Annotated in this window: 12 protein-coding genes, 6 tRNA genes and 3 rRNA genes; 3 read left to right on the top strand and 18 right to left on the bottom strand. The window is 55.8% G+C overall.

Going from position 1 to position 16,188, the window contains the following annotated elements; translation table 11 throughout:
- Window positions 1-86 precede the first annotated feature (86 nt).
- The 17 genes from rplA to HU736_RS17640 all read right to left on the bottom strand — a co-directional run bounded on the left by rplA (window position 87) and on the right by HU736_RS17640 (window position 11,639).
- The gene (rplA, locus tag HU736_RS17720) at window positions 87-782 is read right to left on the bottom strand and encodes a 50S ribosomal protein L1 (protein WP_101322351.1); all 696 of its coding nucleotides are present in this window, start codon (window positions 780-782) and stop codon (window positions 87-89) included.
- Window positions 782-1,213, bottom strand: coding sequence for a 50S ribosomal protein L11 (gene rplK / locus HU736_RS17715; protein ID WP_103435168.1), 432 nt, complete (start codon window positions 1,211-1,213; stop codon window positions 782-784). Before rplK ends, rplA begins: the two co-directional genes overlap by 1 nt.
- A gap of 119 nt (window positions 1,214-1,332) precedes the next feature.
- Entirely contained in the window at window positions 1,333-1,866 is a 534-nt protein-coding gene (nusG, locus tag HU736_RS17710; RefSeq protein ID WP_101322353.1) for a transcription termination/antitermination protein NusG, read from the bottom strand.
- A 9-nt stretch (window positions 1,867-1,875) separates the two neighbouring features.
- Entirely contained in the window at window positions 1,876-2,244 is a 369-nt protein-coding gene (gene secE / locus HU736_RS17705; protein WP_186701596.1) for a preprotein translocase subunit SecE, read from the bottom strand.
- 44 nt (window positions 2,245-2,288) lie between these two features.
- Window positions 2,289-2,364: transfer RNA gene (locus HU736_RS17700), tRNA-Trp, on the bottom strand.
- Between the two features lie 55 nt (window positions 2,365-2,419).
- A complete protein-coding gene (gene tuf / locus HU736_RS17695; protein WP_101322346.1) occupies window positions 2,420-3,613 on the bottom strand; it encodes an elongation factor Tu in 1,194 nt (397 codons plus the stop codon).
- A 79-nt stretch (window positions 3,614-3,692) separates the two neighbouring features.
- Window positions 3,693-3,768: transfer RNA gene (locus tag HU736_RS17690), tRNA-Thr, on the bottom strand.
- Between the two features lie 26 nt (window positions 3,769-3,794).
- Window positions 3,795-3,868: transfer RNA gene (locus HU736_RS17685), tRNA-Gly, on the bottom strand.
- Between the two features lie 23 nt (window positions 3,869-3,891).
- Window positions 3,892-3,976, bottom strand: a tRNA-Tyr gene (locus tag HU736_RS17680).
- A gap of 144 nt (window positions 3,977-4,120) precedes the next feature.
- On the bottom strand, window positions 4,121-4,546 hold the full coding sequence (locus tag HU736_RS17675; RefSeq protein WP_101322355.1) for a hypothetical protein: 426 nt from the start codon (window positions 4,544-4,546) through the stop codon (window positions 4,121-4,123).
- A gap of 7 nt (window positions 4,547-4,553) precedes the next feature.
- A complete protein-coding gene (locus tag HU736_RS17670) occupies window positions 4,554-5,303 on the bottom strand; it encodes a pantothenate kinase (protein WP_186701595.1) in 750 nt (249 codons plus the stop codon).
- A complete protein-coding gene (birA, locus tag HU736_RS17665; RefSeq protein WP_103438662.1) occupies window positions 5,293-6,252 on the bottom strand; it encodes a bifunctional biotin--[acetyl-CoA-carboxylase] ligase/biotin operon repressor BirA in 960 nt (319 codons plus the stop codon). Before birA ends, HU736_RS17670 begins: the two co-directional genes overlap by 11 nt.
- Before the next feature lie 224 nt (window positions 6,253-6,476).
- A 5S ribosomal RNA gene (gene rrf / locus HU736_RS17660) occupies window positions 6,477-6,592 on the bottom strand.
- Between the two features lie 126 nt (window positions 6,593-6,718).
- Window positions 6,719-9,610 (bottom strand): 23S ribosomal RNA (locus HU736_RS17655).
- Between the two features lie 240 nt (window positions 9,611-9,850).
- Window positions 9,851-9,926: transfer RNA gene (locus tag HU736_RS17650), tRNA-Ala, on the bottom strand.
- Between the two features lie 12 nt (window positions 9,927-9,938).
- Window positions 9,939-10,015 (bottom strand) — tRNA-Ile (locus HU736_RS17645).
- A gap of 87 nt (window positions 10,016-10,102) precedes the next feature.
- A 16S ribosomal RNA gene (locus HU736_RS17640) occupies window positions 10,103-11,639 on the bottom strand.
- Together the 16S, 23S and 5S rRNA genes with 2 tRNA genes alongside form the textbook arrangement of a ribosomal RNA operon.
- Before the next feature lie 50 nt (window positions 11,640-11,689).
- Between HU736_RS17640 and HU736_RS17635 the strand changes: the two genes are divergently transcribed.
- Window positions 11,690-12,046 (top strand): hypothetical protein, encoded by a 357-nt coding sequence (locus HU736_RS17635; RefSeq protein ID WP_217862392.1) that lies wholly within the window; start codon window positions 11,690-11,692, stop codon window positions 12,044-12,046.
- 179 nt (window positions 12,047-12,225) lie between these two features.
- Here HU736_RS17635 and tyrS read toward each other — a convergent pair whose 3' ends face one another.
- Window positions 12,226-13,425, bottom strand: coding sequence for a tyrosine--tRNA ligase (gene tyrS, locus HU736_RS17630; protein WP_101322357.1), 1,200 nt, complete (start codon window positions 13,423-13,425; stop codon window positions 12,226-12,228).
- Window positions 13,426-13,648: 223 nt separating this feature from the next.
- Between tyrS and HU736_RS17625 the strand changes: the two genes are divergently transcribed.
- Window positions 13,649-15,058, top strand: a complete 1,410-nt coding sequence (locus HU736_RS17625) for a peptidoglycan DD-metalloendopeptidase family protein (RefSeq protein ID WP_150571184.1) — start codon at window positions 13,649-13,651, stop codon at window positions 15,056-15,058.
- A gap of 3 nt (window positions 15,059-15,061) precedes the next feature.
- The gene (locus HU736_RS17620) at window positions 15,062-16,153 is read left to right on the top strand and encodes an anhydro-N-acetylmuramic acid kinase (protein ID WP_186700386.1); all 1,092 of its coding nucleotides are present in this window, start codon (window positions 15,062-15,064) and stop codon (window positions 16,151-16,153) included.
- Window positions 16,154-16,188: the final 35 nt, after the last annotated feature.

Raw genomic sequence — 16,188 nt, 5'->3', positions numbered from 1 at the left:
TTGCGCCGCCTACGGTCTTGGATAGCCCCCGCCAGGCAGGGACCCCAATTTTTGCAGCTGGCGTGCCTGAGCACGCCGGCTTTGTCTTACGCGTCCAGCGAGCTCTGGTCGATGACCAGACCTGGGCCCATAGTGGTGCTCAGGGTAACGCGCTTGACGTAGATACCTTTCGAGGAAGCCGGCTTGATACGCTTCAGATCAGCGATCAGGGCTTCAACGTTTTCCTTCAGCTTGCCGGCTTCGAAGCCAACCTTGCCGACGGAGGTGTGGATGATACCGTTTTTGTCGGTGCGGTAGCGAACCTGACCAGCTTTGGCGTTTTTAACCGCGGTAGCTACGTCTGGAGTCACGGTACCAACCTTCGGGTTAGGCATCAGGCCACGAGGACCGAGAACCTGGCCGAGTTGACCAACAACGCGCATGGCATCCGGGGATGCGATGACTACGTCGTAGTTCAGATCGCCGGCTTTCATTTCGGCAGCCAGATCGTCCATGCCTACGCGGTCAGCGCCGGCAGCCAGAGCGGCTTCAGCAGCAGGACCCTGGGTGAACACGGCAACGCGTACGGTCTTGCCAGTGCCGTGTGGCAGCACAGTAGCGCTACGAACGACCTGGTCGGATTTACGCGGGTCAACACCGAGGTTGACGGCAACGTCGAAGGATTCGCTGAACTTCACGGTGGAGAGTTCGGCCAGCAGCACTGCTGCGTCTTCGAAGTTGTAGACTTTGCCAGCTTCGATTTTCGAAGCAATAGCCTTTTGGCGCTTGGTCAGCTTAGCCATTACACACCCTCCACGTTGAGGCCCATGCTGCGAGCAGAACCGGCGATGGTACGCACGGCTGCATCCAGGTCAGCGGCAGTCAGATCAGCCTCTTTGGTCTTGGCGATCTCTTCCAGCTGAGCACGGGTCACAGTACCCACCTTGACGGTGTTAGGACGCGCGGAGCCGCTGGTCAGGCCAGCTGCTTTTTTCAGCAGAACCGAAGCAGGGGTGCTTTTGGTTTCGAAGGTGAAGCTACGGTCACTGTAAACAGTGATGATCACAGGAGTCGGCAGGCCGGCTTCTTGACCCTGAGTACGGGCGTTGAAGGCCTTGCAGAATTCCATGATGTTCACACCGTGTTGACCCAGTGCTGGACCAACGGGTGGGCTAGGGTTGGCCTGGCCGGCCTTTACTTGCAGCTTGATGTAAGCCTGAATCTTCTTAGCCATGAGCTACTCCAATATCGGGTACGAACGCCTGAAGGCTCCCCGGATTACGTGCGTTTTATCCCAGTGACGACAAAACCCCGCAGCACATAGGGCTGCGGGGTATGGGATGCGTCGTTCGCCTAGACCTTCTCGACCTGGCCGAACTCGAGCTCCACCGGAGTGGAACGACCGAAAATGAGCACCGCCACCTGGAGCCGGCTCTTCTCGTAGTTAACTTCTTCAACGGTACCGTTGAAATCAGCAAAGGGACCGTCAACAACACGAACCACTTCACCTGGCTCAAAGAGCGTTTTTGGCTTCGGCTTGTCGCTGCCGTCGGCAACGCGACGCAGAATAGCCTCAGCTTCTTTATCGGTGATCGGTGCAGGCTTGTCTGCAGTACCACCAATGAAGCCCATTACACGAGGGGTATCCTTGACAAGGTGCCAAGTACCTTCGTTCATTTCCATCTGGACCAATACATAGCCAGGGAAGAACTTACGCTCGCTCTTGCGCTTCTGGCCATTACGCATTTCGACGACTTCTTCGGTCGGAACCAGAATTTCGCCGAAACCGTCTTCCATGCCAGCCAGCTTGACACGCTCAGTCAAAGAGCGCATCACATGCTTCTCGTAACCCGAGTAAGCATGCACAACGTACCAACGCTTAGCCACGGGACACCCTTAGCCAACAATCAAGGAAACCGCCCAGCCGAGCAGGGAGTCGAGACCCCACAGCAGCAGCGCCATAACCAATACAACGACCACAACGATAAGCGTGGTTTGCATGGTTTCTTGGCGGGTCGGCCACACGACTTTACGGATCTCGGTACGAGCTTCCTTCGCCAACGCAAAGAACGACTTGCCCTTTGCAGTCTGCAAGGCAACGAAGCCAGCAGCAGCAGCCAGAGCTAGAAGTGCGAGTACGCGGTACAGAATCGGAGAGGCGGAGTAATACTGATTACCCACGACACCAACGACTACCAGTACAACAACAGCGAGCCACTTGAAAAGATCAAAACGCGAATCTTGGGCTTCAGTTTTGGGAGTCATCGAGGAGGATCCTGTGAGAAGAAAGCCAATCACACCGAGGTGAATGGCAGGTCAGGAGGGAATCGAACCCCCAACCTACGGTTTTGGAGACCGTCGCTCTGCCAATTGAGCTACTGACCTTTAACACTGTACCAGGCCGGCCATTATGCCGACCTGATCTTATGAAATCAACTACTTATTCAATAATTTTTGCTACGACGCCGGCACCGACGGTACGACCGCCTTCACGGATAGCGAAGCGCAGACCGTCTTCCATTGCGATGGTCTTGATCAGAGTGACTTCCATCTGGATGTTGTCACCTGGCATTACCATCTCAACGCCTTCCGGCAGCTGGCAGTTACCGGTCACGTCAGTAGTACGGAAGTAGAACTGAGGACGGTAGCCTTTGAAGAACGGAGTGTGACGACCGCCTTCTTCTTTCGACAGAACGTAAACTTCTGCAGTGAACTTGGTGTGCGGCTTGACCGAACCTGGCTTGACCAGAACCTGGCCACGCTCAACGTCGTCACGCTTGGTACCACGCAGCAGAACGCCACAGTTCTCGCCAGCACGACCTTCGTCGAGCAGCTTGCGGAACATTTCAACACCGGTGCAGGTGGTGGTGGTGGTGTCACGCAGACCAACGATTTCCAGTGCGTCTTGAACACGGACGATGCCACGCTCGATACGACCGGTAACAACGGTACCACGACCCGAGATCGAGAATACGTCTTCGATTGGCATCAGGAACGGCTTGTCGATAGCGCGCTCTGGCTCTGGGATGTAGCTGTCCAGAGTTTCTACCAGTTTCTTGACGGCAGTGGTGCCCATCTCGTTGTCGTCTTTGCCTTCCAGAGCCATACGAGCCGAACCGATGATGATCGGAGTGTCGTCGCCTGGGAAGTCATAGGTGGACAGCAGGTCGCGAACTTCCATCTCGACCAGTTCCAGCAGCTCAGCGTCGTCTACCAGGTCAGCCTTGTTCAGGAAGACCACGATGTACGGAACGCCAACCTGACGGGACAGCAGGATGTGCTCACGGGTTTGTGGCATCGGACCATCGGCGGCCGAGCAAACCAGGATAGCGCCGTCCATCTGCGCAGCACCGGTGATCATGTTCTTCACATAGTCAGCATGACCTGGGCAGTCGACGTGAGCGTAGTGACGGATCTTCGAGTTGTACTCGACGTGCGCGGTGTTGATGGTGATACCACGCGCTTTCTCTTCTGGAGCACTGTCGATCTTGTCGAAGTCGACGACTGCCGAACCAAACACCTCGGAGCAGACGCGAGTCAGAGCTGCGGTCAGAGTGGTTTTACCATGGTCAACGTGGCCGATAGTGCCAACGTTTACGTGTGGTAGGGAACGATCAAACTTTTCCTTAGCCATCGAACAGTCCTCCGCAGAAGAAAATAGTCACTACTACCGATAAAACAAAGGCAGATATTTTCATATCTGCCTTGTTATATGGAGCTCTTGAGCGGACTTGAACCGCTGACCTCACCCTTACCAAGGGTGTGCTCTACCAACTGAGCTACAAGAGCGAAACAATGTGCAATAACAGCAAACTTGGAGCGGGTAGCGGGAATCGAACCCGCATCATCAGCTTGGAAGGCTGAGGTTCTACCACTAAACTATACCCGCGGAGCTTGCGGCTCTCGCTAAAATGGTGGAGGGGGAAGGATTCGAACCTTCGAAGTCGAAGACGGCAGATTTACAGTCTGCTCCCTTTGGCCGCTCGGGAACCCCTCCTGAGCGTGGGCGGCATTTTCAGCTTTTGCCGTCCTGCTGTCAAGCTTTTTTTCAATTAAATCTTGAAGTTAGCTGCTTTGACAACAACTTCCGGTCCTACCACCTGAGTGGTGTTCCCTGCGAAGCGGGCGCCATTCTATCAAGCTATTCAGCAGTTGCAATACCCCCGCAGAAAATAATTTTACGTTTTAAGTCTTTGAAATCCTTGGAAAGACTCTCGACCATTGATTGGTCCAGCAAACGCTCGCTTTCAACTGCAACCTTTAGCCACTGGCCGTCAGCTCCCGGCAGTTGGCCAGCCACGAGCTGCGTGTCAATGTCCAAGCTCAGCAGCCGCTGGCGCAGCGCATCGATCTGCTCCTTGCTGGGCAGGCCACCCACTACCAGGCATTCATCGCGGCGGCGCGCCGGCGCCGCGGCACCTGTTTCGCGCAGCAAGCGGATCTCCTGCTGATTACCTTTATAAAGAGAGAGCGGCGCGACCTCTTTGACTCTCAACGGCGCCTCCTGCTGATGCCACACGTAAAAAACGACGTTAAGCACCAACAGCAACAGAAACAACCAACGCATAGGCACCTCAATCCAGTGGACAAGCCATGGCCAAGCCGACAAATACCAGATCCGGCACGATTCGCGCCTGCGGAGCCGCATCGCGAACAAGCGGCGCATCACCACCCGTGAGGAATACGGTAAAGCTGTCGCCCCACAACGCCCGCGCCTGCTCGATCTGGGTTCGAGCAAACCCTTGCAGCATGAGCACGCAACCGCGTTCGACCGCTTCGACTGTAGAACGGCCGGGGGCGAGCGTGTTCAGCGCCCGCTCCGCCGAGGCATCGTCATAACGAATGCGCCGGGTATGCGTGCGCAACTGGCTACGCATCAGCGGCATCCCTGGGCAGATGTAGCCACCTAGATGCTCGCCATCTGCAGCAACGAAGTCAGCCTTCGCTGCGGTCCCGAGATCGATCACCAGGCATGCGCCTTTGGCCAGATGATAAGCACCCAACACGGCCAACCAGCGATCCATGCCCAGCCGCTGGTAATCTTCATAGCCATTGCGCACACCGGCCATGGCCTGCGCTGGCAAGGCTACCTGGGCATCTATGGCAAACTCGGCAAACAGAACGGCGCGCAACGCCGCGGTTTCTTCCTCACTGCGCACGCTGACGATTCGGCAGCCTTGCAGGTGCAACGAAGGTAAGCCCAGAACAGCGAAAAGCAGGGCCTGATCCGAGTCGACAATCCCACCGCCAACAATAGTGGCGTCACTGGCATGAATGACGCGCCACTTGATAAAGCTGTTACCGCAATCGAGCTCAAGAATCATCACGCAACCTCAGACTGAGCTCACCACCGCTGAAGCTCTTTTCCACACCGTCAACCTCAAGCCGCAATCCACCCTGCCCATCTACCCCACGGACGATGCCATGGGTATGGCTCGTACCAGCGATCAGCGCGACTTTGCGCCCCTGCCAGACATGCGCCTGCTCCCATTCTTCCTGGAACGCGGCAAAGCCATAACGACGATGGCGAGCCAACTCATGCTGCAGCTGCACATTGAGTCGCGCAACAAGCAGATTGCGATCGATCGGCGCGCCGGCTTCACGCTTCATTGACGTCCATTGCTGATCGACCTGGTCGTTGGTCTGCATGTTGACGTTGATCCCGACACCTATTACCACATGGCAGACATCGGCCGGGTCGCCCACCAGCTCAAGCAGGATGCCAGCGATCTTTTGCTCGGCAACCAGCACGTCATTGGGCCATTTCAGGCCAGCCTGCTCTACACCAAACCCGTGCAAGGTGCGCATGACAGCCAACCCTACGACCAGGCTCAGGCCTTCGAGCTGACGCATGCCGCCTTCGATCCGGAGCACCAGACTGTAATACAGGTTTTCGGCAAATGGGCTCACCCACTGCCGGCCGCGCCTGCCCCGACCAGCACTTTGCCGCTCGGCCAGCACCACAAAGGGGGCGGCCTGGCCCTGCCCTACTGCTCTAAGGGCCTCGGCATTGGTCGAGTCGATAGCGTCATGGATGTACAGCGGCCACAGTTCACCTTCGGATTGCGCAGCGATGACGCCGGCATCAAGCAGTGCCAACGGCGCTGCCAACTGGTAGCCGCGACCGCGCACCTTGTGGATAGACAGATTCAATTCGGATTCCAGATGCTGCAGCTGCTTCCAGACGGCGCTGCGGCTCACTCCGAGAGCTTCCCCTAGAGCCTGCCCGGAATGAAACCGGCCATCCTTGAGGAGATTCAACAACTTCAGCATGCCAGTCTCGACTTTGAATAAGGCTGGAATGATAGCCATGGCCTGCTGGCTTGCATAGGAAAACGCGACCCAGGGCCTAGCTATAGAGCGAAATGTTCGCGGCGCCCTGAGAGTGCCAGGCAGTCAGATGGAGAGCTAGTGCCGCTTTGCGACCCCAGATATCCGGATCGCGGAAAAGACAAAACCCCTACCTGCTCGCGCAGATAGGGGTTTTGCGAAATGAATCTTGACGATGACCTACTCTCACATGGGGAGACCCCACACTACCATCGGCGATGCATCGTTTCACTACTGAGTTCGGGATGGGATCAGGTGGTTCCAATGCTCTATTGTCGTCAAGAAATTCTGTAGCCAGAACGTCCAGATGAACGGCCCAGCAAATTCGGATATGTGATGTTTGTGTACGAATCTTCGGCGTTTCGTCTTCACCACCGCAACCTGCATGAGCAAATTGCTTGGGTGTTATATGGTCAAGCCTCACGGGCAATTAGTATTGGTTAGCTCAACGCCTCACAGCGCTTACACACCCAACCTATCAACGTCGTAGTCTTCGACGGCCCTTCAGGGGATTCTAGATCCCAGTGAGATCTCATCTTGAGGCAAGTTTCCCGCTTAGATGCTTTCAGCGGTTATCTCTTCCGAACATAGCTACCCGGCAATGCCACTGGCGTGACAACCGGAACACCAGAGGTTCGTCCACTCCGGTCCTCTCGTACTAGGAGCAGCCCCTCTCAAATCTCAAACGTCCACGGCAGATAGGGACCGAACTGTCTCACGACGTTCTAAACCCAGCTCGCGTACCACTTTAAATGGCGAACAGCCATACCCTTGGGACCGGCTTCAGCCCCAGGATGTGATGAGCCGACATCGAGGTGCCAAACACCGCCGTCGATATGAACTCTTGGGCGGTATCAGCCTGTTATCCCCGGAGTACCTTTTATCCGTTGAGCGATGGCCCTTCCATACAGAACCACCGGATCACTAAGACCTACTTTCGTACCTGCTCGACGTGTGGGTCTCGCAGTCAAGCGCGCTTTTGCCTTTATACTCTACGACCGATTTCCGACCGGTCTGAGCGCACCTTCGTACTCCTCCGTTACTCTTTGGGAGGAGACCGCCCCAGTCAAACTACCCACCATACACTGTCCTCGATCCGGATAACGGACCTGAGTTAGAACCTCAAAGTTGCCAGGGTGGTATTTCAAGAGTGGCTCCATGAGAACTGGCGTCCCCACTTCAAAGCCTCCCACCTATCCTACACAAGCAAATTCAAAGTCCAGTGCAAAGCTATAGTAAAGGTTCACGGGGTCTTTCCGTCTAGCCGCGGATACACTGCATCTTCACAGCGATTTCAATTTCACTGAGTCTCGGGTGGAGACAGCGCCGCCATCGTTACGCCATTCGTGCAGGTCGGAACTTACCCGACAAGGAATTTCGCTACCTTAGGACCGTTATAGTTACGGCCGCCGTTTACCGGGGCTTCGATCAAGAGCTTCGCTTGCGCTAACCCCATCAATTAACCTTCCGGCACCGGGCAGGCGTCACACCCTATACGTCCACTTTCGTGTTTGCAGAGTGCTGTGTTTTTAATAAACAGTCGCAGCGGCCTGGTATCTTCGACCGGCAAAAGCTTACGGGGTAAACCCTTCACCTTCGCCGGCGCACCTTCTCCCGAAGTTACGGTGCCATTTTGCCTAGTTCCTTCACCCGAGTTCTCTCAAGCGCCTTGGTATTCTCTACCTAACCACCTGTGTCGGTTTGGGGTACGGTTCCCGATTGTCTGAAGCTTAGGAGCTTTTCTTGGAAGCATGGCATCAACCACTTCGTCGCCTAAAGGCAACTCGTCATCAGCTCTCGGCCTTGAGATCCCGGATTTGCCTAAGATCTCAGCCTACCACCTTAAACTTGGACTACCAACGCCAAGCTGGCCTAGCCTTCTCCGTCCCTCCATCGCAACAATCGGAAGTACAGGAATATTAACCTGTTTTCCATCGACTACGCTTTTCAGCCTCGCCTTAGGGACCGACTAACCCTGCGTCGATTAACGTTGCGCAGGAAACCTTGGTCTTTCGGCGTGCAAGTTTTTCACTCGCATTGTCGTTACTCATGTCAGCATTCGCACTTCTGATACCTCCAGCAAGCTTCTCAACTCACCTTCACAGGCTTACAGAACGCTCCTCTACCGCATCACCAAAAGGTGATACCCGTAGCTTCGGTGCATGGTTTGAGCCCCGTTACATCTTCCGCGCAGGCCGACTCGACTAGTGAGCTATTACGCTTTCTTTAAAGGGTGGCTGCTTCTAAGCCAACCTCCTAGCTGTCTAAGCCTTCCCACATCGTTTCCCACTTAACCATGACTTTGGGACCTTAGCTGACGGTCTGGGTTGTTTCCCTTTTCACGACGGACGTTAGCACCCGCCGTGTGTCTCCCATGCTCGGCACTTGTAGGTATTCGGAGTTTGCATCGGTTTGGTAAGTCGGGATGACCCCCTAGCCGAAACAGTGCTCTACCCCCTACAGTGATACATGAGGCGCTACCTAAATAGCTTTCGAGGAGAACCAGCTATCTCCGAGCTTGATTAGCCTTTCACTCCGATCCACAGGTCATCCGCTAACTTTTCAACGGTAGTCGGTTCGGTCCTCCAGTTAGTGTTACCCAACCTTCAACCTGCCCATGGATAGATCGCCCGGTTTCGGGTCTATACCCAGCGACTAAACGCCCTATTAAGACTCGCTTTCGCTACGCCTCCCCTATTCGGTTAAGCTCGCCACTGAATATAAGTCGCTGACCCATTATACAAAAGGTACGCAGTCACCTAACAAGTAGGCTCCCACTGCTTGTACGCATACGGTTTCAGGATCTATTTCACTCCCCTCTCCGGGGTTCTTTTCGCCTTTCCCTCACGGTACTGGTTCACTATCGGTCAGTCAGTAGTATTTAGCCTTGGAGGATGGTCCCCCCATGTTCAGACAAAGTTTCTCGTGCTCCGTCCTACTCGATTTCATTGATAAGAGATTTTCGTGTACGGGGCTATCACCCACTACGGCCGCACTTTCCAGAGCGTTCCACTAATCTCAAACCAACTTAAGGGCTGGTCCCCGTTCGCTCGCCACTACTAAGGGAATCTCGGTTGATTTCTTTTCCTCAGGGTACTTAGATGTTTCAGTTCCCCTGGTTCGCCTCTTGCACCTATGTATTCAGTACAAGATACTCAGCTTATGCTGAGTGGGTTCCCCCATTCAGAGATCTCTGGATCACAGTCTGTTTGCCGACTCCCCAAAGCTTATCGCAGGCTACCACGTCTTTCATCGCCTCTGACTGCCAAGGCATCCACCGTATGCGCTTCTTCACTTGACCATATAACCCCAAGCAATCTGGTTATACTGTGAAGACGACATTCGCCGAAAATTCGTACTGCCCTTTCGAGCATTCACAAATTTTACCTTAGCCTGATCACACACCAGTGAAAGTGCATGTCAGTCTATTTCTATCACATATCCGAATTTTTAAAGAACGATCTGACAAAAGTCAGAAATCAACATTCATCAACGAATGTTCATTTCTAAGTTCTGACGCGCTGTGCTGCGTGAAGCAAAATGGTGGAGCCAAGCGGGATCGAACCGCTGACCTCCTGCGTGCAAGGCAGGCGCTCTCCCAGCTGAGCTATGGCCCCGTGTATCTGCAATGGTAGGTCTGGGCAGATTTGAACTGCCGACCTCACCCTTATCAGGGGTGCGCTCTAACCAACTGAGCTACAGACCTATAACAGGGTCACGTTACAGCATCGTCTTTATACAAGTGAATCAAGCAATTCGTGTGGGAGCTCATCAGCAGGCTGATGTCTTCGATTAAGGAGGTGATCCAGCCGCAGGTTCCCCTACGGCTACCTTGTTACGACTTCACCCCAGTCATGAATCACACCGTGGTAACCGTCCTCCCGAAGGTTAGACTAGCTACTTCTGGTGCAACCCACTCCCATGGTGTGACGGGCGGTGTGTACAAGGCCCGGGAACGTATTCACCGCGACATTCTGATTCGCGATTACTAGCGATTCCGACTTCACGCAGTCGAGTTGCAGACTGCGATCCGGACTACGATCGGTTTTGTGAGATTAGCTCCACCTCGCGGCTTGGCGACCCTCTGTACCGACCATTGTAGCACGTGTGTAGCCCAGGCCGTAAGGGCCATGATGACTTGACGTCATCCCCACCTTCCTCCGGTTTGTCACCGGCAGTCTCCTTAGAGTGCCCACCATAACGTGCTGGTAACTAAGGACAAGGGTTGCGCTCGTTACGGGACTTAACCCAACATCTCACGACACGAGCTGACGACAGCCATGCAGCACCTGTGTCAGAGTTCCCGAAGGCACCAATCCATCTCTGGAAAGTTCTCTGCATGTCAAGGCCTGGTAAGGTTCTTCGCGTTGCTTCGAATTAAACCACATGCTCCACCGCTTGTGCGGGCCCCCGTCAATTCATTTGAGTTTTAACCTTGCGGCCGTACTCCCCAGGCGGTCAACTTAATGCGTTAGCTGCGCCACTAAAATCTCAAGGATTCCAACGGCTAGTTGACATCGTTTACGGCGTGGACTACCAGGGTATCTAATCCTGTTTGCTCCCCACGCTTTCGCACCTCAGTGTCAGTATCAGTCCAGGTGGTCGCCTTCGCCACTGGTGTTCCTTCCTATATCTACGCATTTCACCGCTACACAGGAAATTCCACCACCCTCTACTGTACTCTAGCTTGCCAGTTTTGGATGCAGTTCCCAGGTTGAGCCCGGGGCTTTCACATCCAACTTAACAAACCACCTACGCGCGCTTTACGCCCAGTAATTCCGATTAACGCTTGCACCCTCTGTATTACCGCGGCTGCTGGCACAGAGTTAGCCGGTGCTTATTCTGTCGGTAACGTCAAAACAGCAAGGTATTCGCTTACTGCCCTTCCTCCCAACTTAAAGTGCTTTACAATCCGAAGACCTTCTTCACACACGCGGCATGGCTGGATCAGGCTTTCGCCCATTGTCCAATATTCCCCACTGCTGCCTCCCGTAGGAGTCTGGACCGTGTCTCAGTTCCAGTGTGACTGATCATCCTCTCAGACCAGTTACGGATCGTCGCCTTGGTGAGCCATTACCTCACCAACTAGCTAATCCGACCTAGGCTCATCTGATAGCGCAAGGCCCGAAGGTCCCCTGCTTTCTCCCGTAGGACGTATGCGGTATTAGCGTTCCTTTCGAAACGTTGTCCCCCACTACCAGGCAGATTCCTAGGCATTACTCACCCGTCCGCCGCTGAATCGAAGAGCAAGCTCTTCTCATCCGCTCGACTTGCATGTGTTAGGCCTGCCGCCAGCGTTCAATCTGAGCCATGATCAAACTCTTCAGTTCAATACTGCTTGGGTTTTTAAGAAACCCTAAACTTGGCTCAGCAATCTCAAATGACTACTATGATTTCTCATGTGGCCACTTGTGATGCTGATAATCTTGGCGACTATCAAACCATACTCACAAGCACCCACACGAATTGCTTGATTCAATTTGTTAAAGAGCGGTTGGTTGAGCGTTTCGTCTCAACCGAGGCGCGCATTCTACGCTTTCCTCTGTGTCTGTCAAGCGTTTATTTCGAAGTATTTTGCGAGAAACTCGTTCAACTTCAAACACTTGACTCGCTTGCGATCTCTCGTAGCGGGAGGCGAATTCTACAGCGTTACAACCTGCTGTCAACTGCCTTTTTCACCGCTGGCGATCTTTCGATCGAAGCCCTTGCAGCACTAATGAAACTTCTAACTCTTTGAAACTCTAGGAGTTTTCCGCTCCAACTACGCTGGAAGTGGGGCGCATTATAAGCGCATATGAAACCCAGTCAACCGTTAATTTCAGCTTTTTGCATTTGGCCCGCACAAACAAAAGCGGGGAGGCCTTTCGGCCTCCCCGCTCTCTCTATACAGCCAAGCACTCTATATAGAAGCAAACATCACTCTGCCTTCAGCGAAACCCGCGCAAAGGCTTTCTTGCCTGCCTGACACACATGGGTCGCACCCAAGGCAAACACAAAGCTGCGATCAACCACTTCGCCATCAACCTTCACGCTACCCGCAGCCAGCAAGTCCCGCGCTGCAGCCGAGTTCTTGACCAGGCCAGCCTTGTTCAGGATTGCAGCAATCGGCATCGACTCGACAGCAGCGACCGTCACCTCAGGGATGTCCTCCGGCAGCTCGCCATCCTTCATCCGGTTACCGGCAGCGCGGTGCGCATTGGCCGCAGCCTCCTCACCATGGAAGCGAGCGACGATTTCTTCCGCCAGTTTGATCTTGATGTCGCGCGGGTTGGCGCCCTGCTCGACATCGGCGCGGAACTGCTCGATCTCTTCCATGGAGCGGAAGCTCAGCAGCTCGAAGTAACGCCACATCAGCGAATCCGGGATAGACACCAGCTTGCTGTACATCACTCCCGGCGCTTCCTGGATACCGACATAGTTACCCAGCGACTTGGACATCTTCTTGACGCCGTCCAGGCCCTCGAGCAGCGGCATGGTAACGATGCTCTGTGCTTCCTGGCCGTAGGCACGCTGCAGCTCACGCCCCATCAGCAGGTTGAATTTCTGATCGGTACCGCCCAGTTCGACGTCGGATTTCAGCGCTACCGAGTCGTAGCCCTGCACCAGCGGGTAGAGGAATTCGTGGATCGCGATCGGCTGGTTGCTGGTGTAACGCTTGTCGAAGTCGTCACGCTCGAGCATCCGCGCCACGGTGTACTGCGACGACAGGCGAATGAAATCGGCGGGGCTCAGCTGGTCCATCCAGGTGGAGTTGAACGCGACTTCGGTCTTGGCCGGGTCGAGAATCTTGAACACCTGCTGTTTATAGGTCTCGGCATTGTCGAGGACCTGCTCGCGGGTCAGCGGCGGGCGGGTGGTGCTCTTGCCGCTTGGATCACCGATCATGCCAGTGAAATCGCCAATCAGGAAGATCACCTGATGCCCCAGCTCCTGGAACTGGCGCAGCTTGTTGATCAGGACCGTGTGCCCCAGGTGCAGATCCGGCGCGGTCGGGTCAAAGCCCGCCTTGATACGCAGCGGCTGACCGCGCTTGAGCTTTTCGACCAGCTCCGACTCGACCAATACCTCTTCCGCACCGCGCTTGATAAGCGCCAGCTGCTCTTCAACCGACTTCATAGAAAACCCGCAAGGCTCAGATTCAAAGGCAGCCAACCATACAAGATCGGCCATCAAATACAAGTTTGGCAACGAGATGTGACCCGAACGGGCGCTGTTGACGTCTATGCGCCCTTGCGCGAAACTGCTTTTGGTTATATTTTATACAGTTATTTCATCTTCATCATGTCATTCATCTTTTCTATTTCACTTTTTTCATTCACCTTTTCAAAGTCACCTTCCTATGCCTAAAGAAACGCCTAAAGCGCCGCCGCTTTATCCGAAAAGCCATCTGGTGGCCGCGAGCGGCATTGCCGCCCTCCTCAGCCTGGCCTTGCTGGTATTCCCTTCAAGCGAAGTCGAAGCCAAGAAAACCACCCTCAATCTCGAGCTGGAAACACCCGCCGAGCAGCTCAAAGACGAAGCCAACGCAGCACCCATGCTGCAGGCACCTGCCGAGCAAGCCTCGCCATTTGCCCAGATCGACAACGCCGCTACCCCGGCCGAGAACACCGCCAAGACCGAAGCACCGGTTGAAGCACCCAAGGCGCCAGGCCATCGTGAAGTGACCGTCGCCCGCGGCGACACCCTGTCGACCCTGTTCGCCAAGGTCGGCCTGCCGTCCAACGTGGTCCACGACGTGCTCGCCAGCGGCAAGCAAGCCAAGCAGTTCAGCCAGCTCAAGCATGGCCAGGTACTGCAGTTCGAACTGGATAAAGACGGCCAGTTGACCACCCTGCACAGTAAGGTCAGCAACCTCGAAACCATTCGCCTGAGCAAGACCGACAAGGGTTACAGCTTCGAGCGCGAAGTCAGCAAACCGGTCGTGCGCACTGCCTATGCCCACGGCGTGATCAAGAGCTCACTGTCGGCCTCGGCCCAGCGTGCCGGGCTGTCGCACAGCATGACCATGGACATGGCCCGTGTACTGGGCTACGACATCGACTTCGCACAGGACATCCGCCCTGGTGACGAATTCGACGTGGTCTACGAGCAGAAGGTCATGGACGGCAAGGTGGTCGGCACCGGCAATATCCTCTCGGCCCGCTTCACCAACCGCGGCAAGACCTACACCGCAGTGCGCTACACCAACAAACAAGGCAACACCAACTACTACACCGCTGACGGCAACAGCCTGCGCAAGGCGTTCATCCGTACTCCGGTAGATTTCGCCCGCATCAGCTCGCGCTTCTCCAATGGCCGCAAGCATCCAATCCTGAACAAGATTCGCGCACACAAGGGTGTCGACTACGCGGCCCCTCGCGGTACGCCCATCAAGGCTGCAGGCGATGGTCGTGTCGAACTGGCAGGCCGTCGTGGTGGTTACGGCAACACTGTGATCATTGCCCACGGCAACCGTTACAAGACCCTCTACGGCCACATGCAAGGCTTCGCCAAAGGCGTCAAGACCGGCAGCACGGTCAAGCAAGGGCAGATCATCGGCTATATCGGTACTACCGGCCTGTCGACCGGCCCACACTTGCACTACGAGTTCCAGGTAGGTGGTGTCCACGTCGACCCGCTGAGCCAGAAGGTGCCGATGGCTGATCCGATCGCCAAGTCCGAGCGCCAGCGCTTCCTCCAGCAAAGTCAGCCATTGGTTGCCCGCATGGACCAGGAAAAGGCCACCCTGCTCGCCGCGAACAAGCGCTGAGTCATGGCGCTCTATCTGGGAGTGATGTCCGGGACCAGCCTCGACGGCCTGGACATCGCCTTGATCGAACAAGGTGAGCAGCTGCGGCTGCTTGCCACCCACTACACCCCGATGCCCGCCGATCTGCGCCAGCAGTTGCTGAGCCTGTGCGCCAGCGGCCATGATGAAATAGCCCGCGCCTGCCTGGCCGAGAACAGCTGGGCCACCCTCGCCGCCGAGGGCATCGCGCAACTGCTGGCCACACAAGGCCTGCAAGCTGATGACATTCGCGCTATCGGCAGCCACGGCCAGACCATCCGTCACGAGCCTGCACGCGGCTTCACCGTGCAGATTGGCAACCCGGCGTTACTGGCCGAGCTGACCGAGATTTGCGTAGTAGCAGACTTTCGTCGGCGCGATGTTGCCGCCGGTGGCCAAGGCGCGCCACTGGTGCCAGCTTTCCATGAATCGCTGTTCGGCCACCTTGGTCAGCGCCTGGCAGTACTCAATGTCGGCGGCTTCAGCAACCTCAGCCTGATCGAGCAGAACACGCCAGTGCACGGCTTCGACTGCGGCCCCGGCAACGTGCTGATGGATGCCTGGATCGAGCGCAAGCGCGGCCAGGCATATGACGCTGATGGCAATTGGGCGGCAAGCGGCGTGATCATGGAGCCGCTGTTGAAACGCCTGCTGAGTGACCCGTTCTTCGCCGGCAGCGGCCCGAAAAGCACCGGTCGCGAGGTATTCAACCTGCCATGGCTGCAAGCCCATCTGGCAGCATTGCCCGCCTACCGCGACGAAGACGTGCAGGCCACGCTGCTCGAGCTGACTGCCCGCAGCATCATCGACTCACTGAGCAATGCCCAAACCGCCACCGAGGCCCTGCTGGTGTGTGGCGGCGGTGCGCGCAATGGCGCCTTGATGCAGCGCCTGGCGCAGCTGTTGCCAGACGCTGAGGTCTCCAGTACCGCAGCCTATGGCGTCGACCCGGACTGGGTCGAGGCAATGGCCTTCGCCTGGCTGGCACATTGCTGCCTGCAGGGCATCCCCGCCAATCGCCCCAGCGTCACCGCCGCCAAAGGCCTGCGCGTGCTCGGCGCTGTCTACCCCGCTTAACGCCCCCGCAGAATGCAAAACGCCGCGCAATTGCG

Origin of the sequence: Pseudomonas shirazensis (genome assembly GCF_014268785.2) — a bacterium.
In the GTDB taxonomy this organism is placed as follows: Bacteria; Pseudomonadota; Gammaproteobacteria; order Pseudomonadales; family Pseudomonadaceae; genus Aquipseudomonas; species Aquipseudomonas shirazensis.
The sequence above is the reverse complement of the archived record's forward strand: the minus strand, read 5'-3'. Positions and strand labels throughout refer to the sequence as shown.

Coding starts and splice junctions, on each gene's coding strand:
- rplA (WP_101322351.1), bottom strand. CDS start 782: ATGGCTAAGCTGACCAAGCGCCAAAAGGCTATTGCTTCGAAAATCGAA.
- rplK (WP_103435168.1), bottom strand. CDS start 1,213: ATGGCTAAGAAGATTCAGGCTTACATCAAGCTGCAAGTAAAGGCCGGC.
- secE (WP_186701596.1), bottom strand. CDS start 2,244: ATGACTCCCAAAACTGAAGCCCAAGATTCGCGTTTTGATCTTTTCAAG.
- tuf (WP_101322346.1), bottom strand. CDS start 3,613: ATGGCTAAGGAAAAGTTTGATCGTTCCCTACCACACGTAAACGTTGGC.
- HU736_RS17675 (WP_101322355.1), bottom strand. CDS start 4,546: ATGCGTTGGTTGTTTCTGTTGCTGTTGGTGCTTAACGTCGTTTTTTAC.
- HU736_RS17670 (WP_186701595.1), bottom strand. CDS start 5,303: ATGATTCTTGAGCTCGATTGCGGTAACAGCTTTATCAAGTGGCGCGTC.
- birA (WP_103438662.1), bottom strand. CDS start 6,252: ATGCTGAAGTTGTTGAATCTCCTCAAGGATGGCCGGTTTCATTCCGGG.
- HU736_RS17635 (WP_217862392.1), top strand. CDS start 11,690: ATGACTACTATGATTTCTCATGTGGCCACTTGTGATGCTGATAATCTT.
- tyrS (WP_101322357.1), bottom strand. CDS start 13,425: ATGAAGTCGGTTGAAGAGCAGCTGGCGCTTATCAAGCGCGGTGCGGAA.
- HU736_RS17625 (WP_150571184.1), top strand. CDS start 13,649: ATGCCTAAAGAAACGCCTAAAGCGCCGCCGCTTTATCCGAAAAGCCAT.
- HU736_RS17620 (WP_186700386.1), top strand. CDS start 15,062: ATGGCGCTCTATCTGGGAGTGATGTCCGGGACCAGCCTCGACGGCCTG.